This is a genomic window from Nonomuraea terrae (assembly GCF_044465245.1).
GTDB lineage: Bacteria > Actinomycetota > Actinomycetes > Streptosporangiales > Streptosporangiaceae > Nonomuraea > Nonomuraea terrae.
This window is the reverse complement of the sequence record NZ_JBITLL010000007.1, coordinates 420,026-444,833: the sequence shown is the minus strand read 5'-3', so window position 1 is coordinate 444,833 and position 24,808 is coordinate 420,026. Positions and strand designations below refer to the sequence as shown.

The 24,808-nt window shown below is 71.7% G+C and carries 22 protein-coding genes; 11 read left to right on the top strand and 11 right to left on the bottom strand.

Annotated elements, in window-relative coordinates; genetic code table 11:
* From ACIBP6_RS36110 to ACIBP6_RS36090, 5 genes are read left to right on the top strand one after another with little or no spacing between them, the layout of a single operon-like run.
* The gene (locus ACIBP6_RS36110; RefSeq protein WP_397058301.1) at positions 1-894 is read left to right on the top strand and encodes an NAD-dependent epimerase/dehydratase family protein; all 894 of its coding nucleotides are present in this window, start codon (positions 1-3) and stop codon (positions 892-894) included.
* Complete coding sequence (locus ACIBP6_RS36105; RefSeq protein WP_397058299.1) at positions 891-1,766, top strand: 5-dehydro-4-deoxyglucarate dehydratase; 876 nt, start codon at positions 891-893, stop codon at positions 1,764-1,766. Before ACIBP6_RS36110 ends, ACIBP6_RS36105 begins: the two co-directional genes overlap by 4 nt.
* Positions 1,756-2,805, top strand: a complete 1,050-nt coding sequence (locus ACIBP6_RS36100) for a mandelate racemase/muconate lactonizing enzyme family protein (protein ID WP_397058298.1) — start codon at positions 1,756-1,758, stop codon at positions 2,803-2,805. The genes ACIBP6_RS36105 and ACIBP6_RS36100 overlap by 11 nt, the downstream gene beginning before the upstream one ends.
* Complete coding sequence (locus tag ACIBP6_RS36095) at positions 2,805-4,727, top strand: DUF6807 family protein (RefSeq protein WP_397058296.1); 1,923 nt, start codon at positions 2,805-2,807, stop codon at positions 4,725-4,727. The genes ACIBP6_RS36100 and ACIBP6_RS36095 overlap by 1 nt, the downstream gene beginning before the upstream one ends.
* 33 nt (positions 4,728-4,760) lie before the next feature.
* Entirely contained in the window at positions 4,761-6,710 is a 1,950-nt protein-coding gene (locus ACIBP6_RS36090; RefSeq protein WP_397058294.1) for a beta-galactosidase, read from the top strand.
* Here the strand turns inward: ACIBP6_RS36090 and ACIBP6_RS36085 are convergent, their stop codons facing one another.
* From ACIBP6_RS36085 to ACIBP6_RS36070, 4 genes are read right to left on the bottom strand one after another with little or no spacing between them, the layout of a single operon-like run.
* On the bottom strand, positions 6,711-7,478 hold the full coding sequence (locus tag ACIBP6_RS36085) for an amino acid ABC transporter ATP-binding protein (protein WP_397058293.1): 768 nt from the start codon (positions 7,476-7,478) through the stop codon (positions 6,711-6,713).
* A complete protein-coding gene (locus ACIBP6_RS36080; RefSeq protein ID WP_397058291.1) occupies positions 7,475-8,398 on the bottom strand; it encodes an amino acid ABC transporter permease in 924 nt (307 codons plus the stop codon). The genes ACIBP6_RS36085 and ACIBP6_RS36080 overlap by 4 nt, the downstream gene beginning before the upstream one ends.
* 6 nt (positions 8,399-8,404) lie before the next feature.
* Entirely contained in the window at positions 8,405-9,352 is a 948-nt protein-coding gene (locus tag ACIBP6_RS36075; RefSeq protein WP_397058290.1) for a transporter substrate-binding domain-containing protein, read from the bottom strand.
* A gap of 29 nt (positions 9,353-9,381) precedes the next feature.
* Complete coding sequence (locus ACIBP6_RS36070) at positions 9,382-10,953, bottom strand: amidohydrolase (protein ID WP_397058288.1); 1,572 nt, start codon at positions 10,951-10,953, stop codon at positions 9,382-9,384.
* Between the two features lie 104 nt (positions 10,954-11,057).
* Here ACIBP6_RS36070 and ACIBP6_RS36065 point away from each other — a divergent pair, with 104 nt between their 5' ends.
* Entirely contained in the window at positions 11,058-11,957 is a 900-nt protein-coding gene (locus ACIBP6_RS36065; protein ID WP_397058286.1) for a LysR family transcriptional regulator, read from the top strand.
* On the opposite strand, the gene ACIBP6_RS36060 is transcribed toward ACIBP6_RS36065, so the two are convergent.
* Positions 11,904-12,584, bottom strand: coding sequence for a TetR family transcriptional regulator (locus ACIBP6_RS36060; protein ID WP_397058284.1), 681 nt, complete (start codon positions 12,582-12,584; stop codon positions 11,904-11,906). The two genes, ACIBP6_RS36065 and ACIBP6_RS36060, sit on opposite strands and share 54 nt — an antisense overlap.
* Before the next feature lie 120 nt (positions 12,585-12,704).
* Here ACIBP6_RS36060 and ACIBP6_RS36055 point away from each other — a divergent pair, with 120 nt between their 5' ends.
* Genes ACIBP6_RS36055 through ACIBP6_RS36035 form a run of 5 tightly spaced genes read left to right on the top strand, consistent with a single transcriptional unit; the run spans position 12,705 to position 19,433 of the window.
* A complete protein-coding gene (locus ACIBP6_RS36055; RefSeq protein ID WP_397058283.1) occupies positions 12,705-14,330 on the top strand; it encodes an ABC transporter substrate-binding protein in 1,626 nt (541 codons plus the stop codon).
* Complete coding sequence (locus ACIBP6_RS36050; RefSeq protein WP_397058282.1) at positions 14,327-15,265, top strand: ABC transporter permease; 939 nt, start codon at positions 14,327-14,329, stop codon at positions 15,263-15,265. The genes ACIBP6_RS36055 and ACIBP6_RS36050 overlap by 4 nt, the downstream gene beginning before the upstream one ends.
* A complete protein-coding gene (locus ACIBP6_RS36045) occupies positions 15,258-17,177 on the top strand; it encodes a dipeptide/oligopeptide/nickel ABC transporter permease/ATP-binding protein (RefSeq protein WP_397058281.1) in 1,920 nt (639 codons plus the stop codon). The genes ACIBP6_RS36050 and ACIBP6_RS36045 overlap by 8 nt, the downstream gene beginning before the upstream one ends.
* Complete coding sequence (locus tag ACIBP6_RS36040) at positions 17,167-18,174, top strand: ABC transporter ATP-binding protein (protein ID WP_397058280.1); 1,008 nt, start codon at positions 17,167-17,169, stop codon at positions 18,172-18,174. Before ACIBP6_RS36045 ends, ACIBP6_RS36040 begins: the two co-directional genes overlap by 11 nt.
* A 35-nt stretch (positions 18,175-18,209) precedes the next feature.
* Complete coding sequence (locus tag ACIBP6_RS36035; protein ID WP_132612142.1) at positions 18,210-19,433, top strand: acyl-CoA dehydrogenase family protein; 1,224 nt, start codon at positions 18,210-18,212, stop codon at positions 19,431-19,433.
* 184 nt (positions 19,434-19,617) lie between these two features.
* Here the strand turns inward: ACIBP6_RS36035 and ACIBP6_RS36030 are convergent, their stop codons facing one another.
* From ACIBP6_RS36030 to ACIBP6_RS36005, 6 genes are all read right to left on the bottom strand, one after another.
* Positions 19,618-20,187: a DUF6879 family protein gene (locus ACIBP6_RS36030; RefSeq protein ID WP_397058279.1), complete on the bottom strand. Its 570-nt coding sequence runs from the start codon at positions 20,185-20,187 to the stop codon at positions 19,618-19,620.
* A gap of 552 nt (positions 20,188-20,739) precedes the next feature.
* Complete coding sequence (locus ACIBP6_RS36025; RefSeq protein WP_397058278.1) at positions 20,740-21,642, bottom strand: polyphosphate polymerase domain-containing protein; 903 nt, start codon at positions 21,640-21,642, stop codon at positions 20,740-20,742.
* Positions 21,639-22,196, bottom strand: coding sequence for a DUF4956 domain-containing protein (locus tag ACIBP6_RS36020; protein ID WP_132612148.1), 558 nt, complete (start codon positions 22,194-22,196; stop codon positions 21,639-21,641). The genes ACIBP6_RS36025 and ACIBP6_RS36020 overlap by 4 nt, the downstream gene beginning before the upstream one ends.
* A gap of 70 nt (positions 22,197-22,266) precedes the next feature.
* Complete coding sequence (locus ACIBP6_RS36015; RefSeq protein WP_397058277.1) at positions 22,267-22,929, bottom strand: response regulator transcription factor; 663 nt, start codon at positions 22,927-22,929, stop codon at positions 22,267-22,269.
* Positions 22,926-24,299, bottom strand: a complete 1,374-nt coding sequence (locus ACIBP6_RS36010) for a sensor histidine kinase (protein WP_397058276.1) — start codon at positions 24,297-24,299, stop codon at positions 22,926-22,928. Before ACIBP6_RS36010 ends, ACIBP6_RS36015 begins: the two co-directional genes overlap by 4 nt.
* A 48-nt stretch (positions 24,300-24,347) precedes the next feature.
* The gene (locus tag ACIBP6_RS36005) at positions 24,348-24,788 is read right to left on the bottom strand and encodes a hypothetical protein (RefSeq protein ID WP_397058275.1); all 441 of its coding nucleotides are present in this window, start codon (positions 24,786-24,788) and stop codon (positions 24,348-24,350) included.
* Positions 24,789-24,808: the final 20 nt, after the last annotated feature.

Here is a 24,808-nt window from a genome sequence, read left to right as displayed (position 1 = left end):
GTGAGCAGAGTCCTCGTCACCGGAAGCGCCGGACGCCTCGGCCGCAGCGTGGTCACCACTCTCGCGGCGGCCGGGCACGAGGTCATCGGTGTCGACCGCGCCCCGGGCACCCCCGCCGAGGCCGCCGTCACGTTCCCGGCCGACCTGACCGACACCGGTGAGGCGTTCGAGGTGATGGCGAGGTTCCGGCCCGAGTCGGTGATCCACCTGGCCGCCATCGCGACGCCGTTCAGCGCCCCGGAGTCGGTCATCTTCAAGGTCAACACGCGGCTCGCTTTCAACGTGTGCGAGGCGTCGGTGGCCCTGAAGGTGGCGGGCGTGGTGGTGGCCAGCAGCCCCACCGTCATCGGGTACGGCGCGCCGGGCGGTTGGGCGCCGTCGTACCTGCCGATCGACGAGGAGCACCCGGTCCGGCCGTGGAACGCCTACAACCTGTCCAAGGTGGTGGCCGAGCAGACCATGAAGGCGTTCGCCGTGGCGGGGAGCACCCGCATGGCGGCGGTGCGGCCGTGCTTCGTCATCCCGCCCGAGGAGTGGGCGGGTGCGCCCACGCAGTCGGGTCACACCGTGCGCGAGCGGCTCGACCGGCCGGATCTGGGCGGGGTGTCGTTGTTCAACTACATCGACGCCCGCGACGCCGCCGAGCTGATCGCCGTGCTCGCCGAGGCCCTGCCCGACGTGCCGAACGGCGAGGTGTTCTTCGCCGGCGCGGCCGACGCGCTGGCCAGGAAACCCCTGGCCGACCTGCTCCCCCATGTCGTGCCCGGCACCGAGCCGTTCGCGGCCGGGCTCACCGGCACCCTGCCGGCCTTCTCGACCGCCAAGGCGACGCGCCTGCTCGGCTGGCGACCCCGGCGCAGCTGGCGTTCCGAACTCAAGGATGAGACCGAATGAATCTCAGCGGTGTGCTGTTCTTCCCGGTGACCCCGTTCGACGCGGGCGGCGCGCTCGCCGAGGACGTGCTGGCCGAGCACGTCCGGCAGGGCATGGAGCACGGTCCTGGCGGTGTGTTCGCGGCGTGCGGCACGGGCGAGTTCTCGGCCCTGTCGGAGGCGGAGCACGCGCGGGCCGTCCGGGTGGCCGCCGAGGCGGTGGGCGGCCGTGTCCCGGTGTTCGCGGGCGCGGGCGGGCCGCTGGGGACGGCGGTGAACCAGGCGCGGGCCGCCCGTGCGGCGGGCGCCGACGGGCTGCTGCTCATGCCGCCGTACCTGGCGCAGGGGCCGGGGCACGGGTTCACCGCGTACGTGCGCGCGGTCGCCGCGGAGCTGCCGGTGATCGTCTACCAGCGCGGCTCGGTGGTGCTCGACCCGGACGCCGTGGTGGAGCTGGCCGGCCTGCCGGGCGTCATCGGGCTCAAGGACGGCGTGGGCGACATCGACCGCATGCAGCGGACCGTGCTGGCGGTGCGCGAGCGGTATCCGGACTTCCTGTTCTTCAACGGCCTGCCGACGGCCGAGCTGACCATGCCGGCCTACCGCGGCCTCGGCGTGCGGCTGTACTCCAGCGCGGTGTTCGCCTTCGCCCCCGAGATCGCGCTGGCCTACCTGAACGGCGACGAGCGGCTGCTGACCGAGTTCTACGCACCGCTGGTCCGCCTGCGCGCCAAGGTCCCCGGCTACGCGGTCTCCCTGGTCAAGGCGGCCGTCCGGCTGCGCGGCCTGGACGTGGGCACCGTCCGGCCGCCGCTGGTCGAGCTCACCGACGAGCACCTGGGCGAGCTGGACGCGCTCGTCAAGACCGGCCTGGAGCTCGTTCATGATCGTTGATCTGCGGACGGAGTTGCGCACCGTCGCGCTGCCGAGGCCGTGGGGCGCGGACGTGCCGTACAACCACGTGGTCGTCACGCACGTCACGCTCAAGGACGGCCGCACCGGCACCGGGTTCGCGTGGACGCCGCAGATCGGCGCGCACGCCGTGCGGGCGCTGCTCGACCACGACCTGCGTGAGGCGCTGATCGGCCTGCCCGCGCACCCCGAGGTGGTGTGGGACCGGCTCTGGCGGCATCTGCGCGAGGCCGGCCCCGGCGGGATCACCACGATCGCGCTGGCCGGGATCGACCTCGCGCTGTGGGACCTGCGCTGCGGTGAGCGGGGCCTGGCCGACACGCTCGGGCGGCGGCGCGACGAGGTGCCGGTCTACGGCAGCGGCGTCAACCTGCACTACTCGCTGGACGAGCTGGTCGAGCAGGCCCGGCGCTGGGTGGCCGCCGGTTTCCACGGTGTCAAGATCAAGGTGGGCCGGCCGGACCTCGCGCGGGACGTCGAGCGGGTGGCCGCGGTGCGTGAGGTGATCGGCCCCGACCGGCTGCTGATGATCGACGCGAACCAGCGGTGGGACCTGCACCGGGCGCGGCGGGCGATCGCCGCGCTGCGCGAGTTCGATCTTCACTGGGTCGAGGAGCCGCTGCCGGCCGACGACGTGGCCGCGCACGTGGAGCTGCGCCGCTCGATCGACGTGCCGGTCGCGGTCGGCGAGAACGTCTACACCACCTACGGCTTCCGTGACCTGCTCGCGGCGGGCGCGTGTGACGTGGTGCAGCCCAACGTCGTGCGGGTCGGCGGGATCACGCCGTTCCTGCGGATCGCCGAGCTGGCCAGGACGTACGACGTGCCGGTCTACCCGCACCTGCTGAGCGAGCTGTCCGGGCAGCTGGCGCTGGCCCTGCCGCTGCCGGTCATGGTCGAGGACGTGGAGGACGCGTCGTTCGCCCGGCTGGGGCTGCTGGCTGAGCCGTACCCGGTGCGGATCGCCGCAGGCGTGCTGCGCGCGGGCGGGCACGCCGGGCTCGGGCTGAGGTGGTCGTGATGGCGCCGGTGAAGGTGGTGCTGGCCGGCGCGCAGGGGCACGGGCAGCACCACTTACGCAACCTGCGCAGGCTCACCGGCCTCGGCGTGGTCGAGCTGGCCGGGATCTGCGACCTGCGCCCGGTGGAGGTGGACTTCGCGGCGCCGCCGCAGTCGTCCGACCTGGGCGAGCTGATCGAGAAGACCGGCGCGGAGATCACGATCGTGTGCACGCCGATCCACACGCACGCCGACCTCGCGGTGACCGCGCTGCGCGCCGGCTCCCACGTGCTGCTGGAGAAGCCGCCCGCGGCCACGCCCGAGGCGCACCGGCGGATCGCCGAGGCGGCGGCGCGGACCGGGCGGGCCTGCCAGGTCGGGTTCCAGTCGCTGGGCTCGGCGGCCGTCCCCGCGCTGCGCGAACTGATCGCGAACGGGACTCTCGGGAAGGTGCGCGGCATCGGCGGCGCGGGCGCGTGGGTGCGGCCCGCGGCCTACTTCACCCGCTCGCCGTGGGCGGGCCGGCGCCGCCTCGACGGCGCGGACGTGGTGGACGGCGCCCTGACGAACCCGTTCGCGCACGCCGTCGCCACCGCGCTCGCGCTGGCCGACGGCCCCATCGCGCGGATCGAGACCGAGCTCTACCACGCCTTCCCGATCGAGTCGGACGACACCTCGTGCGTGCGCATCCGGATGGCGGACGGGCCGGTGATCACGATCGCGGTGACGCTCTGCGCCAAGGAGCGGCACGAGCCGTACCTGGTCGTGCACGGCGAGCGCGGCACGGCCACACTCGTCTACACCGAGGACCGGCTCACGGTCGAGCTCGCCGACGGCTCGCGCACGACGACCGTGTACGAGCGCACCGACCTGCTGGAGAACCTCGCCGACCACGTCCGCACGGGCGCGGACCTGCTGGTCCCGCTGCCGGCCACCGAGACCTTCACCCAGGTGCTGGACGCCGTGCGACTGGCCACCGAGCCGGTCCCGATCCCCGAGCGGCACCAGGTCGTGGAACGGGACGCCGCCGGCGAGGTCGTGGGCCGGGTGCTGCCCGGCGTGGCCGAGCTGACCGCGCGCAGCGCGCGGGAGCTGGCCCTCTACTCCGAGCTGGGCGCCCCCTGGACGCGGGTGGAACTGCTGGTGGCGGGTGAGCCGGTGGCGGCGTACGACTGGCGTCCCGACCTGCCGGCGACCGACTCGCCCCGGCCGTACCTGCACCACGTGCGCACGCGCGGGGGCGTGGAGGTCACCGAGGTCCGGCCGCCCGACCACGTGCACCACCTGGGCGTCGGCGTGGCGATCTCCGACCTCGGCGGCGCGAACTTCTGGGGCGGCCGCACGTACGTCAAGGACCGCGGCCCCGGCTGGCTGGACGACCACGGCACGCAGCGGCACGTGGCCTTCTCCCGGCTGGCGGACGACGGCTTCACCGAGCACCTGGAGTGGGTCGGCCCCGGCGGCCGGCCGATGGCCCGCGAGGAACGCACGGTCGCGGCGCGGCCGGTCGGTGACGCCTGGGCGCTGGACTTCGCGTTCACGCTGACGAACCTCACCGGCGCTCCCCTGGCCGTCCAGAGCTCGGCCACCAAGGGGCGGCCGGGCGCCGGCTACGGCGGCTTCTTCTGGCGCGCCCCCAGCACCTCCACCGCGCGCACCACGCTGCCCGGGGACGAGCGGGCGGTGCACGGCAGCCGGGGCCGGTGGGTGGCGATGTCCGGCACCACGCCGCAGGACAGGGACTGGACACTGATCTTCGTCCAGGCCGACGGCGACCCGTGGTTCGTCCGGGTGGCGGAGTATCCGGGGGTCGGGCAGGCGCTGGCCTGGGACGCGCCGCTGGTGGTGGAGAGCACGCTGACCAGGCGCGTCGTGACGATCGTGGCGGACGGGCGACTGGACGAGGAGGAGGTTTCCGCCCTGGCGGCCGACGTGAGACTCTAAATCGGGAAAAATCCTAAATTAATAGGAGTCGCGTTGATCGCCTACGGCGGTGACTACAACCCCGAGCAGTGGCCGGAGCAGACGTGGGCCGACGACGTCCGGCTGATGCGCGAGGCCGGCGTCACCCACGTCAGCCTCGGCATCTTCTCCTGGTCGCTGCTGGAGCCGGACGAGGGCGTGTACACCTTCGACTGGCTCGACCGCATCATGGACCTGCTGGCCGGCGGCGGCGTCAAGGTCTTCCTGGCGACGCCGACCGCCTCCCCGCCGCCGTGGTTCGGCCACCGTCACCCCGAGGCGCTGCCTGTCGACGCCGACGGCCGCCGGTGGTGGCACGGCAGCAGGCAGGCGTTCTGCCCCAGCTCGCCGATCTACCGGGAGAAGGCGCTGGCCATCGCCGAGCAGCTCGGCCGCCGCTACGCCGGCCACCCGGCGCTGGCGATGTGGCACGTCCACAACGAGTACGGCTGCCACAACGCCCGCTGCTACTGCGACGCCTCCGCCGCGGCCTTCCGCGCCTGGCTGATCGACCGCTACGGCACGCTCGACGCGCTCAACGACGCCTGGGGCACCGCGTTCTGGTCCCAGCACTACGGCGACTGGGAGCAGATCCTGCCGCCCCGGATCACCCCCAGCTTCGCCAACCCGGCCCAGCAGCTCGACTTCCGCCGGTTCAGCTCGGACGCGCTGTCGGCCCTCTACCGCGCCGAACGCGACCTGCTGCGCGAGCTCGCGCCCGGTGTCCCGGCGACCACGAACTTCATGGGCGGCTCCCACTGGGACATCGACTACTGGTCGTTCGCCCAGGAGGTGGACGTCGTCTCGACCGACCACTACCTGGCCGGCGCGGACCCGGAGCCCCACGTCGACCTGGCCTTCGCCGCCGACCTCACCCGCTCGCTCAAGCGCGACCGGCCGTGGCTGCTCATGGAGCACTCGACCGGCGCGGTCAACTGGCAGGGGCTCAACCGCGCCAAGCGGCCCGGCGAGATGCACCGCAACTCCGTGCAGCACCTGGCCAGGGGCGCCGACGGGATCATGTTCTTCCAGTGGCGGGCGTCGCGGGCGGGGGCCGAGAAGTGGCACTCGGCGATGCTGCCGCACGCGGGCACCGGCACCAAGATCTGGCGTGAGGTCGTCGCGCTCGGCGACCTGCTGCGGGAGGCGTCCGACGTGGCGGGCAGCACGGTCGAGGCGGACGTGGCGATCCTGCTCGACTGGTCGAGCGTCTGGGCCCAGGACCACCCGGCCCAGCCCACCGACCTGCTCAAGCCGGTCGAGGAGATCAAGCGCTGGCACGCCGAGCTGTGGCGGCAGGGCGTCACCTGCGACCTGGCCCACCCCGAGTCCGACCTGTCCGGCTACCGCCTGGTGCTGGTGCCCGCGCTCTACCTGGTCAGCGACGCGGACGCGGCGAACCTCGAACGCTTCGTCGAAGGCGGCGGGGTCGCGCTCGTCGGGCCGTACAGCGGGATCGTGGACGAGCACGACCGGGTCCGGCTGGGCGGCTACCCGGGGGCCTGGCGCGACCTGCTCGGGGTGACGGTCGAGGAGTTCTTCCCCCTGGAGGCAGGCGAGACGGTCCCGCTGGCGGGCGGCGGCGCGGGCACGGTGTGGAGCGAGGCCGCCCGCGCCACCACCGCCTCCGTGCTGGACGCGTACGCCACGGGCGAGCCGGCCTGGACCCGCAACGAGGCCGGGCGGGGCGCGGCCCACTACCTGACGACGCTGCTCGCCGGTGAGGCGCTGGCGCGCGTGCTGGCCGCGGTCTGCGCGGAGGCGGGCGTGGCCACCACCGACACGCCGGGCGTCGAGCTGGTACGCCGCTCCCACTCCGACGGCCGGTCGTTCCTGTTCGCCGTCAACCACACGGACGCGGACGCGGTCGTCAAGGCGACCGGCACGAGCCTCGACGGCACCCCGGTGGACGGCCGGCTGACCGTGCCCGCGGGCACGGCCAGGATCGTCCGCGAACGGCGCTGATCACAGCACGCTGGACAGGAACGCCCTGGTACGCGGCTGCTTGCAGGCGGCGAGCAGCTCGGCCGGGGCGCCCTGCTCGACGACCACGCCCTCGTCGAAGAACGTCAGCGTGTCGCCGACCTCACGGGCGAAGCCGATCTCGTGGGTCACCACGAGCATGGTCATGCCGTCGAGGGCGAGCTTCTTCATCACCTCCAGCACCTCGTCCACGAGCTCCGGGTCGAGCGCGGAGGTCGGCTCGTCGAAGAGCATGAGCGTGGGGTTCATGGCCAGCGCCCTGGCGATCGCGACCCGCTGCTGCTGCCCGCCGGACAGCTGGTGCGGGCGCTTGTGCGCGTGGTCGGCCAGCCCCACCCGGGCCAGGTGTTCCATGGCCAGCTCGCGGGCCTTGTCACCGGACATCCCTGCGACGTGGATCGGCGCGCAGGCGACGTTCTCCAGCGCGCTCTGGTGGGCGAAGAGGTTGAACCGCTGGAAGACCATGCCGATCTTCGTCCGGAAGGCCGCGAACCGCTTCGGCGACCAAGGATGGTACTTCCCGTCGCGCAGCGTGTGGCCGACCTCCTCCCCCAGCACCCGCAGGCTGCCGCCGAGCACCGGCTCCAGCCCGTTCACACAGCGCAGGAACGTGGACTTGCCCGACCCTGACGGACCGATGATGCAGCTCACCTCGCCGGGGGCGACGCTGAAGTCGACACCGTGCAGCACCTCGGTGTCGCCGTAGCTCATGCGGACGCCCGTGGCGAGCACGACGGGGTCGCCGGTCATCGGGTCACCTCCGGCTTCGGCTGGCGGGGCAGCACCCGGGCGGCCAGGCCGCCGCCGCGCACCAGCCGCACGGCGTCGGAGCCGAAGCGCCGCTCCAGCCTGCCCTGCAGGAACGTGGCGACGGCGGTCATCAGCATGTACCACAGGCTCGCCACGATCAGCAGCTCCATGATCAGGTTGTTGGCCTTGTAGATCTGGCTGGCGTTGGTCATCAGGTCGTGCCCGGCGACGACGTAGACCAGCGAGGTGGTCTTCAACATCGAGATGAACTCGTTGCCGGTGGGCGGAATGATGATCCGCAGCGCCTGCGGCAGCACGATGACCCGCATCCGCTTGCCGGGCGTCATGCCCAGCGCGTACGCGGCCTCGCTCTGACCCCGGTCGACGGCCTGGATGCCGGCGCGGACGGTCTCGGCGAAGTACGCCGCGAGGTTCAGCCCGAGGCCCAGCATCGCCGAGGTGAAGCCGGTCATCACCTGGTTGGTGTCCCACTTGAGCCCGATCATGGTGAACGGGATCTTCAGGATCAGCTCGGGGAACAGGAACGCCAGGTTGTACCAGAAGATGAGCTGCACCAGCACGGGCGTGCCGCGGAAGAACCAGATGTAGAGCGTGGCCAGCCACTGGAGCACCGGGTTGTGCGACAGCCGCATGACGGCCAGGAACACGCCGAGCACCAGGCCGAGCACGGTGGCCAGGATCGAGATCTCGATGGTGACCACGATCCCGCTGAGGATGAGCGGGTGGAACAGGTGGTCCCGCACCGCGCCCCAGTCGAGCCGGGGATTGGCCACGACGAGGCCGACCAGCCAGCCGCACACGGCCAGGGCGGCCAGCCCCGCGAGCCAGCGCCCCCAGTGCCACGTCCGCGTGACCGGGACGGCCTCGCCCGACGGGCCGATGATCGGTTCGGTACGCACGTCCGGCTACTCCCCGTTGACCAGGGCGGACTCGATCGCCAGCTGCTCCAGGTCCCACGCGGCGAGGATCTTGCCGTACTCGCCGCTCTGGATCAGCGCGTCGAGCGCGTCACGGACGGCCTCGATCAGCTCCTTGTTGTCCGGGTGCAGCGCGATGCCCCACAGCGCCTCGGTGCCGGCGATGGACAGCGCCTCCGCCCCGGTCTTCGGGTCACCCGCCTTGTAGGCGGCGGCGACGTAGTCGGTGATGTTGGCCTGCGCGCGGCCGTTGCTGACCTGGAGCAGCGCCTCCTGGTCGCCGGCGAACTTGAGGATGTCGAGCCCCTTCTCGCCGTTCTTCTCGCAGTCGGCGTGGGTCTGCTCGGCCAGCGCCAGCGACGAGCCGTTGTCGACCACGGAGACCGTCCTGCCGCACAGGTCGGCCGGGGTCTTGATGCCCTCGGGGTTGCCCTTCTGGACCAGCATCCCGGCGCCGGCCTTGACGTAGTCGACGAAGGTGACGTTCGTGCGCCGCTCGGCGGTGTCGGAGACCGATGACATGAGGATGTCGTAGCGGCCGGTGATGATGCCGGGGATCTGGGAGTTGAACTCCTCGTCGGTGATGTGCAGCGAGACGCCGAGCTTCCTCGCGAGGGCGCGGCCGAGCGACGGGTCGAGCCCGATGGCGGTCGTGCCGTCGGAGCCGATCATGTTCATCGGCGGGTAGCCGAGCGAGGTGGTCATCTTCAGGCCCTCGGCCCTGATGTCGGCGGGCAGCCTGGCGTTCAGCGCGGGGTCGGCGGCGATCGCGTTGATCACCGCGGCGGCCTTGTCCTCGGCGGGCGCCTGGACCTGCGCGGCCGGCTGGGCGCTCTTGCTCGCGGGGGCGGCCGGGTCGGCGCTGAGCGACTGGGCGCCGCACGCCGTACCGGCCAGGCAGGCGAGCAGCAGGGGGATGACGATCCTGATCTTCAAGGTGGGGGGTCTCCTTAGGGTGGATCGTTTCAGGTGGATCGCTGCCAGCGGATCTCGCCGCCGACGACGGTGGCCAGCACCTTGGTGCGGGCGATGGCGTCGAGGTCCGACGCGAAGGGGTCGGTGTCCACGGCGACGAGGTCGGCGAGCCGTCCGGGGGTGAGCAGGCCCTTGCGGCCCTCCTCCCCCGCCGCGTACGCCGCGCCGAGGGTGTGCGCGCGCAGCGCCTCGCCGACGCCGAGCCGCTGCTCCGGCTGCCAGCCGCCGGGCGGCGTGCCGTCCGGCCTGGTACGGGTCACCGCGGCGTGCAGCGCGGCGAACGGGTTCGGGTGCTCGACCGGCGCGTCGGAGCCGAACGCCAGCGGGACGCCCGCGTTCAGCATGGTGCGCCAGGCGTAGGAGGCCAGGTCCTGCCCGGCGAGCAGGGCGGAGACCAGGTCCATGTCGCTGGTGCAGTGGACCGGCTGCATGGACGCGACGACGCCGAGCCGGGCCATCCTGGTGATGTCCTCGCGCCGGACGTGCTGCGCGTGCTCGATGCGGAACCGCAGCCCCGGCGGCAGCCCGGCCTCCTCGTAGGCGTCGAGGACCAGCCGGTTGGCCCGGTCGCCGATGGCGTGCGTGGCCACCGCGATCCCGGCGCCCGCCGCCGTGCGGACCAGCTTCACCAGCTCGTCGTACGGCGTGACGGCGATGCCGTGGTTGCCCTCGTCGCCGGCGAACCCCTCGATCATGTGGCAGGTGTGCGAGCCGAGGGCCCCGTCGCTGAACAGCTTCACCGGGCCGGTGCGGAACCAGTCGTCGCCCTCCCCGGTGCGGCGGCCCTCCTCGACGGCGGCCTCCAGGTGTTCGGCCGGGATCGCCTTGTGCACCCGCAGCTTCAGCTCACCGGCGTCGTGCAGGCGCAGGTAGGCGGCGCGGCAGTCCTCGCCGTCGATGTCGTGCACGCTGGTCAGGCCGAGCGCCAGCAGGTCCGCCTGCGCGGCGCGCAGCTCGTCCACCAGGTCGCCCGCGGTCATCAGGTCGCGCAGCGGGTACGACGCCGACTCGCGCAGGATGCCGGTCGGCTCGCCGTGCTCGTCGCGGACGATCTGGCCGCCCACCGGGTCGGGGGTGGTGCGGTCGACGCCGACCATGCGCAGGGCGAGCGAGTTGGCCCACACGGTGTGTCCGTCCACGCTCGGCAGCGCGGCGGGCCGGTCGGGGCAGACCGAGTCGAGCGCGTGCCGGTCGGGCTGCACCGGGCGTTCCCACTGGTTGCTGTTCCACCGCCCGCCGAAGAGCCAGGCCCCGGGCGCGAGGCGGGCGGCGTGCGCGGCGATCGCGGCCAGCGCCTCGTCCAGCGAACGGGCGTGGCGCAGGTCGACCTGGCTGCGTTCGCGGGCGTAGTTGGCGGTGTGGATGTGGGCGTCGTACAGGCCGGGGATGACGGCGGCGCCGTCCAGGTCCACCAGCTCGGCGCCGACGCCGGCGGCGGCGCGCACCTCGGCCTCGGTGCCGACCGCGATGATCTCCTCGCCGTCCGCGGCCAGCGCCTCGGCCGGCGGGCGTACGGGATCACCGGTGTGGATTCTGGCGTTCCTGAAGACGCGGATGGTCATGCGGGCCTTTCGCTCGAACGGTGGCATCACTGTAAAGCGCCTCACACTAAAGTCTGAAGCGGGTGATATACGACATTTCATGCTCCTGAGGTGAAGGAATTCTTATGCTCAAGCCGGAACACCTGAGGACGCTGACCGAGGTGATCCGGCGCGGTTCCTTCGCCGCCGCCGCCAACCGGCTCGGCTACACCGCCTCCGCGGTCTCCCAGCAGATGGCCGTGCTGGAGCGCAAGACCGGGGTGCGGCTGTTCCACCGCTCGGCCCGCAGGGTGCTGCCGACCAGCGCGGCCGAGGTGATGGCGCGGCACGCCGCGATCGTGCTGGCCGACATGGACCGGATGCTCGCCGCCGTGGAGCGGGCGCACCGGAACACCGAGCAGGAGATCCGGCTCGGGGTCTTCCCCAGCTTCGGCCTGACCGTGCTGCCCGGCCTGCTGCGCGAGATGGAGCCGGAGGACCGCGCGGGCTTCAGGGTCTCGGTGGCCGAGCCGTCGCAGCTCATCCCCGGTCTCGGCGTCGGCGGCGAGCTGGACGCGGCGATCGTCTACCAGGTGGGCGACTCCGGCCTGTCCTGGCCGTCGTCGGTGCGGCGGCGCTGGCTCGGCGAGGACCCGTTCAAGGTCGTGCTGCCCCGCTCGTGGCCCAGCCTCGCGCCGTACGAGGTGGCGCAGCTCGTGGACCTGCCGTGGATCATGCACCACCCGGCCAGCAGCGACGCGTCCGTCCTCGACGGGGTCTTCGCCCGCTGGGACCTGCACCCGCGCGTGGTCGGCCACTCCGACGACCTCAGCGCGACGCTGGCGATGGTCGGCGCGTCACTGGGCGCGGCGCTCATCCCCGAGCTGGCGCTGCGCGGCCGGCCCGAGGACGTCGTCGTGGCCGACGTGCCGTGGCTGAACGTCAGCCGCAGCGTCTTCGCGCTCTACCTGCCCGACCGCGAGAGCGCCCGGCTACGCCTGCTGTTCGACGCCCTGGTCGGCGGCATGGTCGGCGCCTGCCCCTGACCGGGTGGACTTGAGCAGCCGCAGCGCGCCGCGCGACAGGGCCACCAGGATGTCGGCGGCCTCGTCGAGGTCGGGGTAGCGGCCTTCCAGGTGACCCATCGCAAGTGCGTTGGTGGCCGCGTTGATGCCGTCGGCGATCATCTCCAGGCGGCGCCGGTCGCGCTCGTTGTCGGCGGTGTAGCCGAGCGCGGCCAGGTCGGCGGCGTGGTGCTCGCGGTAGGCCGCGGCCGTCTCGGCGGCGAACTGGCGCAACGAGGACGACGGGTCGTGCCGGGCCCTGACCTGGATGCGCAGCAGCTCGGGATGCCGGCAGATGGCCTCCAGCGGGATGCGGAACGTCTCGCGGTGGCGTTCGAGGTCGTCGGGGTGCTCGCGGGCCTGGCGCCGCGCCTCCCGCATCGACTTGCGCAGCCGCTCCCCGCCCTCCTCGGCGAGCACCCGCAGCAGCTCCTGCCGGTCCTTGAAGTGCACGTAGAAGCTGGACTGCGCGATGCCGGCGGCCTTGGCGACCTTGACCGTCGTCAGGCCCGCCTCGCCCTCGGCGTCGAGGATCGAGAGGGCGGCGCGGATGAGCCTGCGCCTGGTCAGGTCCTTGGCCTCGCTCCTGCTGAGCTGTGTGCTGGTCACGGCAGTCCTCTCCCTACATCGACCCCCGGATAACGATTGTCCCGCGACACTTGTGCGCTTTTTCACCGATAGTACTATCGGTGAAATTGCTCTCGGGGGATCTACCGGGAGGAGGCGTGGATGAGACGCTGGAGGACTCCGGCCGTTCTGCTGCTAACCGCCACGGTGATGCTGGCGTGCAGCGGGCAACGGCCGACCGAGACCCCGCAGGCCGGCACGGCGCCCGGCGCTACGGGACCGACTCAGGGCGGACGCCTGGTGTACGGGCTCAGCGCCGACGGCAACGGATTCAACCCGATCACCGACCAGTTCGCCGTACAGAGCTACAGCATGACAACTCCGATCATCGAACCCCTGGTGAGCGTGGACGCAGGCGGCGACTGGAAGCCGTACCTGGCCGAGTCGCTCACTCCCAACGAGACGTACGACGAGTGGACGATCAAGGTCAGGCCGGGCATCACCTTCTCCGACGGCACCGCCCTGACCGGTGAGATCGTCAAGAACAACCTGGAGGCGCAGAAGGCCTCGCCGCTCACCGCGGCGGCGCTGGCGCCGGTGACCGCGATCGAGCTGGCCGACCCGAGCACCGTGCGGGTCAAGCTGCGTCAGCCCTGGGTCGCCTTCCCCTACCAACTGTCCGCCCAGATCGGCATGATCGTGCCGCCGTCCTCGCTGGCCGACCCCAAGGCGGCCAGTCTCAAGCCGGTGGGCACCGGGCCGTTCGTCTTCAAGGAGTACGTGCCGGACAACCGCATGGTCGTCACGCGCAACCCCGACTACTGGCGGCAGGGCCTGCCATACCTGGACGAGATCGAGTTCCGCATCCTGCCCGACAGCCAGACCCGGGCGCAGACCCTCGAATCCGGCGGCATCGACGCCATGGGCACCAACCGCGACGAGGACGTCACCAAGTTCGGCGCCCTGCAGGACGCCTACACCGTGCACCGCGCGGAGGGCATGTCGGTGGCCGAGTACGTCTTCCTGCTCAACACCGCCGCGGCCCCGCTCGACGACGTGCGGGTGCGCCGGGCGCTGGCCCACGCCCTCGACCGCGACACCATCATCAAGACCCTGCGCGGCGGCCTCAACGAACCCGCCGACGGGCCGTGGTCGAAGGACTCCGAGTGGTACGTCGAAGGCGGCTACCCAGGCTACGACCTGGCCAAGGCCACCGCGCTCGTCCAGGAGGTCGAGGCCGCCAAGGGCCCCATCCGCTTCGAGACGATCTCCACCCCCGACCCCAACACCATGCAGCTCGTCGAGCTGTGCCAGGACATGTGGCGCAAGGCCGGCATCGAGGTGTCGATCCGGCAGGCCGACCAGGCCGACCTGATCAACCGGGCGCTCACCGGCGACTTCCGCGCCACCGTCTGGACGTCGTTCTCCGCCGCCGACCCCGACGGCGAGTACAACGCGCTGCACCAGGCGTTCTCCCGGCCGCTCGGCGAGATCTCGCTCAACCCCACCAGACTCAAGGACAAGGAGCTCAGCGACGCTCTCGACGCCGGCCGGGTCACCCCGGACGAGGCCGCGCGCAAGGAGGCGTACGCGACCGTGCAGCGGCGGCTGCGCGACCAGATGCCGATCCTGTTCATCGACCACCTCGACACCGGGTCCGTGATCGCCAGGAGCAAGGTGCGCGGCATCGGCGAGCACACGCTGCCCGACGGCGAGAAGGGCCGGCCGCTGACCGGCTCGCCGATCCCGTACCACCCGTTCACCCAGATCTGGGTCAGCGAACGATGATCATCCTCCACCGGCTGGTCCGGCTCGTGGTGGTGCTGCTCGTGGTGACCTTCCTGTCGTACGCGCTGCTCAACCTGCTGCCCGGCGACCCGGTCACGCAGATCCTGGGCATGTCGGCGACGGAGGAGAGCCGCGAGCAGCTCCGCCGGGAGCTGGGGCTGGACCAGCCCCTCTTCGTGCGCTACCTCGACTGGCTCGGCGGGCTCCTCACCGGCGACTTCGGCGAGTCGTACATCACCCGGATGTCCGTCGGCGCCGAGCTGGCCGAACGCCTGCCGGTCACCCTGGAACTGCTGATCGCCGCGGAGATCGTCGCGCTGGGCCTGGCCGTCCCGCTGGGCCTGGCCGCCGCCCGCCGCGCCGGCCGCGCCCTGGACCAGGCGCTCACCGCACTCAGCTTCGCGCTGCTGTCGACCCCCGTGTTCGTGCTCGGCGTGCTGCTGATCCTCATCTTCGCGGTCACCTGGAACGTGCTGCCCGCGACCGGCTGGACGTCCCTCTCCGTCGACCTCGGCTGGAACCTCACCTCGGTCATCCTGCCCGCGATCACGCTCGGCTGCGGCCAGCTCGCGGTGTACGCGCGGCTGCTGCGTACCGACCTGATCGCGACCCTGCAGGAGGACTACATCATCCTCGCCCGCGCCCGCGGCCTGTCGCCCCGCCGCATCATGTGGCGGCACGCCCTGCGCCCGTCCGCGATCAGCCTGATCACCGCCATCGGGCTCAACATGGGCGCGCTCATCGGCGGCACCGTGATCATCGAGACGCTGTTCGGCCTGCCGGGCATCGGGCGGCTCATCGTCGACTCCATCTTTTCCCGCGACTACCTGACGGTTCAGGGAGGCGTCGTGCTCATCTCGGTCGGCTACGTGCTGGTCAACTTCGCGGTGGACGTGGTGTACGCCGCCGTCGATCCCAGGATCCGACGTGCGTAGGCGGTTCGGGATCGGCTTCTGGCTCGCCGTCGGCTGGGTCGGGGTGGTGCTCCTCGCCGCCCTCCTGGCCGACCTGCTGCCGCTGTACCGCTACGACGAGACGCTGGCCGGGCCGCCGCAGACGGGGCCGAGCTGGTCCCACCCGCTCGGCACCGACGGCCTCGGCCGCGACGTGCTGAGCCGGATCGTGTACGGAGCCCGCGTCTCGCTCGGCGTCGGCGTCGGCGCCGTCCTGCTCGGCCTGCTCATCGGCGCCCCGCTCGGCATCCTGGCCGGCTACCGGCGGCGGGCCGCCGACGCGATCATCATGGCGGTCAACGACGTGGCGCTGGCGTTCCCCGCGCTGGTGTTCGCCCTCGCCGTGGTGGCCTTCGCCGGGGCGAGCCTGCGCAACGTGCTCATCGTGCTCGCGGTGCTCGGGGTGCCGGCATGGGTCCGGCTCATCCGGGGCGCCACCCTTTCCTTCGCCGAACGGGAGTTCGTGCTGGCCGCGCGCGTGCTCGGCACCCGCGACCGGCGCATCCTGTGGCGGGAGATCGTGCCGAACGTCGCGATGCCGGCGGCGTCGTACGCGTTCATCGGCATGGCCGTGGTCGTCGTCGCAGAAGGGAGCCTGGCGTTCCTCGGCCTGTCGGTGCAGGCGCCCACGCCCACCTGGGGCGGCCTGATCAACGAGGGCCGCACGCTCATGGAGACCGCGCCGCACGTCGTGCTCGTCCCCTCGGTGGTCATGTTCCTGACCGTGCTCTCGTTCAACCTGGTGGGCGACCGGCTGCGCGCGCTGACCGACGTACGGGAGAGCGGCCTGGAGCCGGTGCGGCAGGTGACCGTCTCCCCGATGCCGGTGGCGGAGCACCAGGTCCGCGACACGCTGCTGCAGGCCGAGGACGTGCGCACCCACTTCGTCACCCCGCGCGGCCTCGTCAAGGCCGTGGACGGCGTCTCCTTCACCCTCGAACGCGGCAGGACCCTGGCCATCGTCGGCGAGTCGGGGTCGGGCAAGTCCATGCTGATCCGCTCGATCCTCGGCCTGCTGCCCGGCAGCGCCGTCAGAGGCGGCAAGGTCTACCTGTCGGGCGACGACCTGACCGCGCGCACCCCCGCCGAGATGCGCTCGGTGCTCGGGCCCCGGCTCGGCACCGTGTTCCAGGACCCGATGACCGCGCTGAACCCGGTGCGCACCATCGGCACGCAGGTCACCGAGCCGCTACGGGTGCACCGCGGCCTGGGCCGCAAGGAGGCCCACGCCGAGGCCGTGCGGCTGCTGGCCTCGGTGGGCATCGCCGATCCCGTACGCATGCTGCGCCGCTACCCGCACCAGCTGTCGGGCGGCATGCGGCAGCGGGTGACGATCGCGATGGCGCTGTCGTGCGGGCCCGACGTGCTCTTCGCCGACGAGCCGACCACCGCGCTGGACGTCACCATCCAGGACCAGGTGCTGCGGCTGCTGCACCAGCTGCGCGAGGAGCACCACATGGCCGTGGTGCTGGTCAGCCACGACCTGTCCGTGGTGGCCCGCTGGGCGGACGAGGTCATCGTCATGTACGCCGGCAAGGTCGTCGAACGCGGGCCGGCCGCCGAGGTGTTCCGCCGGCCGCGGATGCCGTACACACAGGCCCTGCTGCAGGCGGCGCCGCGGCTGAGCGACCCGGTGCACCACCGGCTGCGGGAGATCCCTGGCCGGCCGCCGGACCTCGTCGACCTGCCGCCGGGGTGCTCCTTCCGCCCGCGGTGCGCGTACGCGCAGGACCGGTGCGGGCAGGAGGCGCCGCCGCTGGTCGGCGGCGCCCCGGCCAACGGCGCCCCGGTCAACGGCGCCCCGGTCAACGGCAGCGGCCACCAGTACGCCTGCTGGTACCCGCGTCCCATCGAGACGGCCATCGCGGAAGGGGCTGAGAGCAGTGGCAGGTAGCGGGAAGGCCCACCTGCGTCCCCGTGACGAGGTGCTGCTGCGCGTGGAGGACCTGGTCGTGGAGTTCCCCGCGGGCCGCGGCCGCACCGTGCGCGCGGTCTCCGCGGTGAGCTTCGACCTCGCACGCGGCGAGACGCTCGGCATCGTCGGCGAGTCGGGCTGCGGCAAGTCGAGCGCGGCGCGGGCGCTCGTCCAGCTCCCGCCGCCCCGCTCGGGCTCGGTACGGCTCGACGGCCAGGAGCTGACCGCGCTGCGCGGTGAGGCCCTGCGCCGAACCCGCCGACAGCTCCAGATGATCTTCCAGGACCCGATCTCCTCCCTCAACCCCCGCCGCCGCGTCCGCGAGATCGTCGGCGAGGGCCCCCGCGTGTGGAACCTGCCCGGCGACCGCGTGGACGAGGTGCTGGAGGCGGTCGGCCTCGACCCCGCGACCGCCGCGGTACGCCGGCCGCACGAGTTCTCCGGCGGTCAGTGCCAGCGCATCTCCATCGCGCGGGCGCTGATCCTCGACCCGGAGGTGGTGATCTGCGACGAGCCGGTCTCCGCGCTGGACGTCTCGGTGCAGGCCCAGATCCTCGGCCTGCTGGAGGACCTCAAGGCGCGCTACCGGCTCACGCTCGTCTTCATCGCCCACGACCTGGCCGTGGTCAAGAACGTCAGCGACCGCATCATGGTCATGTACCTGGGCAAGGTGTGCGAGCTGGCGCCGAGCGCCGACCTGATCAGCCGTCCCGCCCACCCGTACACGCGGGCCCTGATCGCCTCGATCCCCGACGGCGGGCTCGATCTGCCGCCGTCGGACACGCTGATCAGCGGCGAGCCGCCGTCGCCGGTCGATCCGCCGTCGGGCTGCCGGTTCCGTACGCGCTGCCCGCGCGCGCGGGAGCGGTGCGCCGCCGAGGAGCCCCAGATCCGGCAGGTCGGCGCGGACCACTGGCTGGCCTGCCACTATCCGGCCCTGCCGGACGCGGAACCACCCGTTCAACCCGCGACATAGCAACCGTGATACAGCAACAGGGAGTGACCACCAGCATGGCCATCGATTTCACCCTCGCCCCGGAGCACGAAGAGATCCGCAAGCGGGTCCGCGCCTTCATCCAGGGCACCGTCGTCCCCGCCATGGAGGAGGTCGAGGAGGGCGACCGCGAGGCGTACCTCAAGACCATCTTCGGCCTGCGCAAGCAGGCCAAGGCCGAGGGCCTGTGGCTGCCGCACATGCCGAAGGAGTGGGGCGGCATGGGCCTGGGCCACGTCGAGCTGGCCATGGTGCAGTCGGAGGCGGCCAAGACCCGCATCGGGCCGTGGGTGTTCAACTGCCAGGCCCCCGACGAGGGCAACATGCATACCCTGCTGCACTGGGCGACGGACGAACAGAAGGAGAAGTACCTGCGTCCCCTCCTGGAGGGGACGAAGTCGTCCTGCTTCGCCATGACCGAGCCCGAGGTGGCGGGCTCCGACCCCACCCTGATCCGCACGGAGGCCGTCCGCGACGGCGACGAGTGGATCATCAACGGCCACAAGTGGTTCATCTCCAACGCCCGCCGGGCGAGCTTCGCCATCCTCATCGCCAGGACCGAGCAGGACGTGCCGGAGGGCTCGCGCGGCGCCAACACCGCCTTCCTCGTGGACCTGCCCTCCGAGGGCTGGAACGACGTCCGCGAGGTGGAGACGATGCACGGCTCCACCGGCCACAGCGAGATCGTCATCAAGGACCTGCGCCTGCCCGACAGCCAGGTCCTGGGCGGCCGGGGCAACGGCCACCGCCTCGGGCAGTACCGCCTCGGCCCGGCCCGCCTGGCCCACTGCATGCGGTGGATCTCGCAGGCGGAGACGGCCCTCGACATGATGGTCGACCGGGCGCTCAACCGTTACAGCCACGGCTCCCTGCTGGCCGAGAAGCAGGGCATCCAGTGGTTGATCGCCGACTCGGCGATGGAGCTCTACCAGTGCAAGCTGATGGTGCTGCACGCCGCGTCCAAGATCGACAAGGGCGAGGACTTCCGTACGGAGGTCTCGATGGCCAAGCACTTCGTCGCCAACAGCCTCAACCGGATCGTCGACCGGGCGATCCAGGTGCACGGCGCCCTCGGCTACTCGACGGACACGCCGCTGGCGAACATGTTCCAGCACGCCCGCTGGGCCCGCTTCGCCGACGGCGCCGACGAGATCCACCAGATGCGCATCGCCGAGCGCACCATCGCCGCCTACCGCGCCACCGGCTCCACCAGCTCCGCCACCGGCGACCTCCCCCTGTAACCGGAGCGGTGTCCCCCGGCCGGCGCGCCACCGGGGGACCCGCACCTGGGCCCGCGTGGAGATCAGCGACAAGAGGTCGTCGATCTCCCGCTCCTGCGGAACCACGGCAGGGCGTGTCGAGGGCAGGACACGGCCTGCCTGGCCGGCGACGAATCGGCCGCGTCACGCCCCGGCGCGTCTCGGGTCAGACGAGCGTCCGGGGTGCGGGCAGCGGGACGATCTCGCGTTCGTAGTACGCCCGCAGGTCCTCGCCCACCGCGAACAGCTTGTCCAGCTCGCCGCAGCAGGCGTCGATCACCTCGGGATCGTCGATCCGCCGCGCTCCGCTGTGGGCGCCGCCGGAGTCGTACGTCACCTCGTACATGACCGTGGTGCCCAGCACGACCAGCTCCGGCAGGCGACGGCTGCCCTCCAGGTCGAGCACCTCGGCGGCGTCGAGCACGCGCACCTGCTCGGCGGTCGTCCTGCGCAGCGCCAGGACGTGCATCTCCCACTGCAAGTAGGGCGTGACCGGCTGCTCGACGACGCGGATGCGCCGACACGGAAAGGGCCGCACCGGGCGCACGCCGTCGACCAGCTTGGCGGACCGGTCCCAGTCGCTCTCCCGCCTGGCGATACGGCTCTCGTGAAAGCCCTGGACGCGCTCCAGCCGCCAGAACACGCCATCGATTTTCCGGAAATTGGGCCAGAAATCACCGAGATATTCATCCGCACTCAGCAAGACAGCAGATATCTCGTGAATGCGCTCAAGCATCTGGAATATCCCTCGTCGGCCACGAGCGGCCCGGACGCTTCGGCCGCTCATCCTCGCAGGTCAACCTCTGACTATCACCGCAAAGTCACTATTGTCGAGCCACCTGGGTCACACCGGCCGCATTCGCTTCGACCATCGCCAAGCCCGAGCGTCGATTCCCCATATTCCCGGCGTTCCGCTTTCCCATTCCCCGCGAAAATGACAGACAGAACACGTCAATCCCCCCTCAAACCCCGGAACCCCCGTAAGCCCCGAGGCCAGGAAATCCCCTCAAACCTCTCAAATCCCACCGCTCACCGACGAACGAGGAGATCATCGCCGGCCGCCGCATACCGCGCCGCGGTCTCCTCCGGCTCCGGCCGTCGCGAGCGACGGCCGGGCGGCTCTCCTCCCGCGCGAGGCACGGCTCCTCCCGCGCGAAGTGCGGCTGTGCGAGACGCGGCGCGAACTCCTGCCACGGGAAGTGCGGCTGCGCCAGGTGCGGCGCGGACTTCCGCGGCGTCCCCGTTCCGTACGTTCGGACTGCCCGATCGGCGCTGCGCCGGCGTGCGGTCACCGGGCCGGCCCGGGGCGGCATTCCGCCGCGAGCCGGTGCTCCGGCCACGGGCGGGAGCCCGGCAGGCGGCCCGTGCCCGTCCAGCCGACCTCTACCCAGCGGCCGTCGTGCGCTCGGCGGCGCCCTGGACGGTGGTCGAGGTAGCGGTGGAGCACCGGGCGCCAACGGTTGGCGGGCAGGCCGCGGAGCGCCGCGACCGCGATGCAGTATTTGCTCACGCTGACCGGCCGCACCCCCAGCCCGCGCAGCACCTTGTCGATCAGCCCCTTGCCGTCGACCGACTTCGACTCCAGCAGCACCAGGTCGCCGCGCGCCGGCCTGCTGTCGTAACCGTCACGGCACACCAGCCCGGTGTCGCAGGTGACGCGCGCGCCACCTGCCCGGTCGATCAGGGTCACGCGCTTGTAGTCGGTGGCCAGCACCGGCCCCAGCGTCTCGGGCGCGACGAGGTGGAGCCTGCTCAGCAGGGTGTCGCGGACGAAGTCGAGCGCCTCGGGGGTCAGCGTCGCGCTGGGCACCCCGTCGTACGGGATGCGGTGTTTGTCGGTGCTGCCCCGCGCGCCGCTGAGCTTCAGCTCCAGCCACTGTCCGCCGCCGTCGAGATAGGTCCGCGTACGGAGCTTGAACCGGCGGCGCCGATCCTGCCGGTGCTGGTGGAAGGTGAGCAGCTCGGGGGTGTCGAAGTAGGTGGAGGTGTAGCGGAACTGCCGCCGCCCCTCGATGCGCAGCACGTGGAACCGGTCGCCCATCTCGGCCGCGACCCGCGTCATGATGGTGGTCGTCACGATGTACTTGCGGTCGACCCGGCTCATCAGCTCCGGCACCTCGTCGAGCCCGACGCCCGGCGTCGAGGCGGCGATGCCGGCCAGCAGCGCGTCGGCGTACGGCCCGGCGCTCATCGCACACCCACCCGCGCGTTGTCCACGTAGCGGACGTCGACCACGGTCACGTCGCGCACGTAGTCGATCTGGGTGACGACGTGGTAGAGCACCTTGGCCCGCAGCCGGTTCTCCAGGTCGACCTTCAGCATGTCGGCGTCGGTGTGCACGACGTCGAGGGTGACGATCTGCTGGCGGGTGCGGCCGAACAGCTTGGGGTGGTCGGCGGCGTACATCACGACCAGCAGGATGCCGTTGAGCAGCAGCGCGGTCAGCGGCCACGTGCCGCCGGCGATGCCGTTGACCAGGCCGAGGGCGATGGCGATGAAGTAGTACGCGATCTCCTGCTGCGTGATCTCGCTCGACCGGAGACGGATGATCGACAGGACGCCGAACAGCCCGAAGCCGACGGCGATGTCGACCCGCTGCACCAGCAGCAGCGACACCACCGCGAAGATCCCGACGTTGAGCGCGATGTACGCGAACAGCAGATCCCTGCGGTGGTGCCGCCGATAGTAGAGGCCGTAGGCGAGCACCACGATCGCCACGAGGTCCATCAACAGTCCGGTCGCCATGACCGCTCCTTCCGTAGTGCCTTCTGTGAACAGCTTGAAGGTGCGGAGTGAAGCGCCGGTGAGCTGATGATTAGGCGGCTCTCATGCGGTAGCCGGTGCCTCTCACGGTCTCGATGCGGTCGGAGCCGATCTTGCGCCGCAGATAACGGACATAGACGTCGACCACGTTGGAGCCGGGATCGAAGTCGAACCCCCACACGTGGCTCAGCAGCTGCTCGCGCGTCAGCACCTGGTCGGGATGGCGGCAGAAGATCTCGGCCAGCGCGAACTCCCGGGTCGACAGGTCGACCGCCCGGTCGCCCACGTACGCCCGCCGCGTCCGCAGATCCAGCGACAGGTCCGACACCCGCAGCACGGTCACCTCGGGCGTGCGGTCGGCGCGCAGCCGCAGCCGCACCCGGGCCAGCAGCTCCTCGAAGGCGAAGGGCTTGGCGATGTAGTCGTCGGCGCCCCCCTCCAGGCCGGCCACCGTGTCGCTCACGCTGTCGCGCGCGGTCAGGATGATCACAGGGATGGTCACCATCGACCCGCGCAGCCGCCGCAGCACCGTGAACCCGTCGCTCAGCGGCAGCCCGATGTCGAGGATCAGCAGGTCGAACCCGCCCGTGGCGGCCAGGTCGAAGGCCGCCACCCCGTCGCCGACCACGGCCGTCACGAACCCGTTGGCCCGCAGCCCCTTCTCGACGAAGGAAGCGATGCGGGCCTCGTCTTCCGCGATCAGAATCCGGTTCAATTCAACCTCCAGAGCTCCCACAGCGGAAGGGATATGACGAAGCAGGCGCCGCCCCCGGGGCCGTCCATCACCTGCACGGTGCCTCCGTGGGCCTGGGCGATGGACTTGACGATGGCGAGGCCCAGCCCGGCGCCTTCCTGGGCGCTGGTGCGGCCCTCGCCGCGGACGAACCGCCCGAAGATGCGCTCACGATCGGCGGGCGGGACGCCGGGGCCGCTGTCGCGCACCCACAGGTCGACGCGGCCGTCGCGGACGGCGGAGCCGACGGCGATCAGATCGTCGTCGGTGGTGTGGCGCACGGCGTTGGCCAGCAGCTGCATCATGGCCTGCGTGAGCCGCTGGCGGTCGGCGGGCAGGCGGGCCTCGGCCACCTCGTCGACGCGCCACTTGCGCTCGCCCAGCCCACGGGCCTTGGCCACCACGCTGACCGTGAGGTCGGCCAGCTCGACGTTGTCGAGATTGAGGAAGCCGGGCTGCTCGGCCTTGGCGAGGGTGAGCAGGTCGTCGACGATGCGGTTCATCCGGTCGAGCTCGTCGGTGACCAGCGCGAGGGTCTCGGCGCGGTCGTCGGGGTCATCGCCCATGAGCTCCAGGTGACCGCGGATGACCGTGATCGGCGTGCGCAGCTCGTGACCGGCGTCGTCCATGAAGTGCCGTTGCACGACGAAGGCGTGTTCGAGCCGGTCGAGCATGTGGTTGAAGGTCGCCGCGAGCGCCGCCACGTCGTCGTTGCCCGGCACGTCGAGCCGGCGGGTCAGGTCGGCGGAGTCGCTGATCTGCTCGGCGGTCTGCCGGACGAGCCGGACCGGCGCCAGCACCCGGCCCGCCACGAGCCACCCAGCGCCGCCCGCTAACGCCATCGCCGCCGCCGCGGACAGGACGAGCGTGCGTACGGCGTCGTCGATCTCGTCGCGGTGCAGGTCGGAGAAGACCGCCGCGACGAAGTGGCCGGTGCGCGGGTCGCCGGCCACGGTGACCGGGAAGATCGCGTACTGGACCTCTCCGCGGGGGGTGTCCATCTCCTTCCGGACGGCCCTGGTCTCCTTCGCCATCTCCGCCAGCAGCTGGAGGTCGGTGTCCAGGCGCACCGGCGGCGGGACGAACGTAATCTTGTGGGGCCCACCGTCGACGATGGAGAAGAACGTCTCCCACCGGTCGGGCGTGTTGACCTGCAGGTAGTTCTGGAGCAGATCGCCGACGTCGGTCACCGTGCGCCCGGTGCGCGGGTCGAGCGCGTTGGCGGCGTACCGCTTGAGCTTGTCGTACTCGTTGTCCAGCTCGAGGTTGATCCGGTTGTCGAGCCTGGTGGACAGGGCCATCCAGGTGGCGAAGATGGCGACACCGAGGGCGAGACCGACGACGAAGAGCATCCAGCCCACGATCCGGGCGCGGGCACTCACCCGCGTGTGCCTTCCCGGTCAGTCGTCGTCATCATCGCCTCCGTCGTCGTCATCATCGCCTCCGTCGTCGTCATCATCGTCTCCGCCGCCAGGTCTGGGTGACGGCGGCTTGACCGGCTCCGCCCGGGGCTCCCGGGTCGCGGCGCGTTCGCCCTGGGTCTGCGTGGGGGACGCGGGCGTCGCCGAGCGTCCCGGCCCCTGACCGGACTCCGAGCCGGGCTCTTGACCGGGCCCTTGCCCGGGCCCGGCCGTCTCGGTCGTCGCCCTGGTCGGCCCGTCGCCGGCGCGCGCGCTCTCGCCCGCGCTCGGCGTCGGCTCGGCCGTGACCTGCCCGCTGAGCTGGGCCCGCGGCGTGACCACCACGGGGCCGCCCAGGTCGGGCTCCTGCTCCGCCGCCTGGACGAAGCCCATCGCCGTGATCCCCGCCACTGCCAGTGCCAGGACAAGGAGAATCACCATTGCCCGGTGTTTCATGAGTC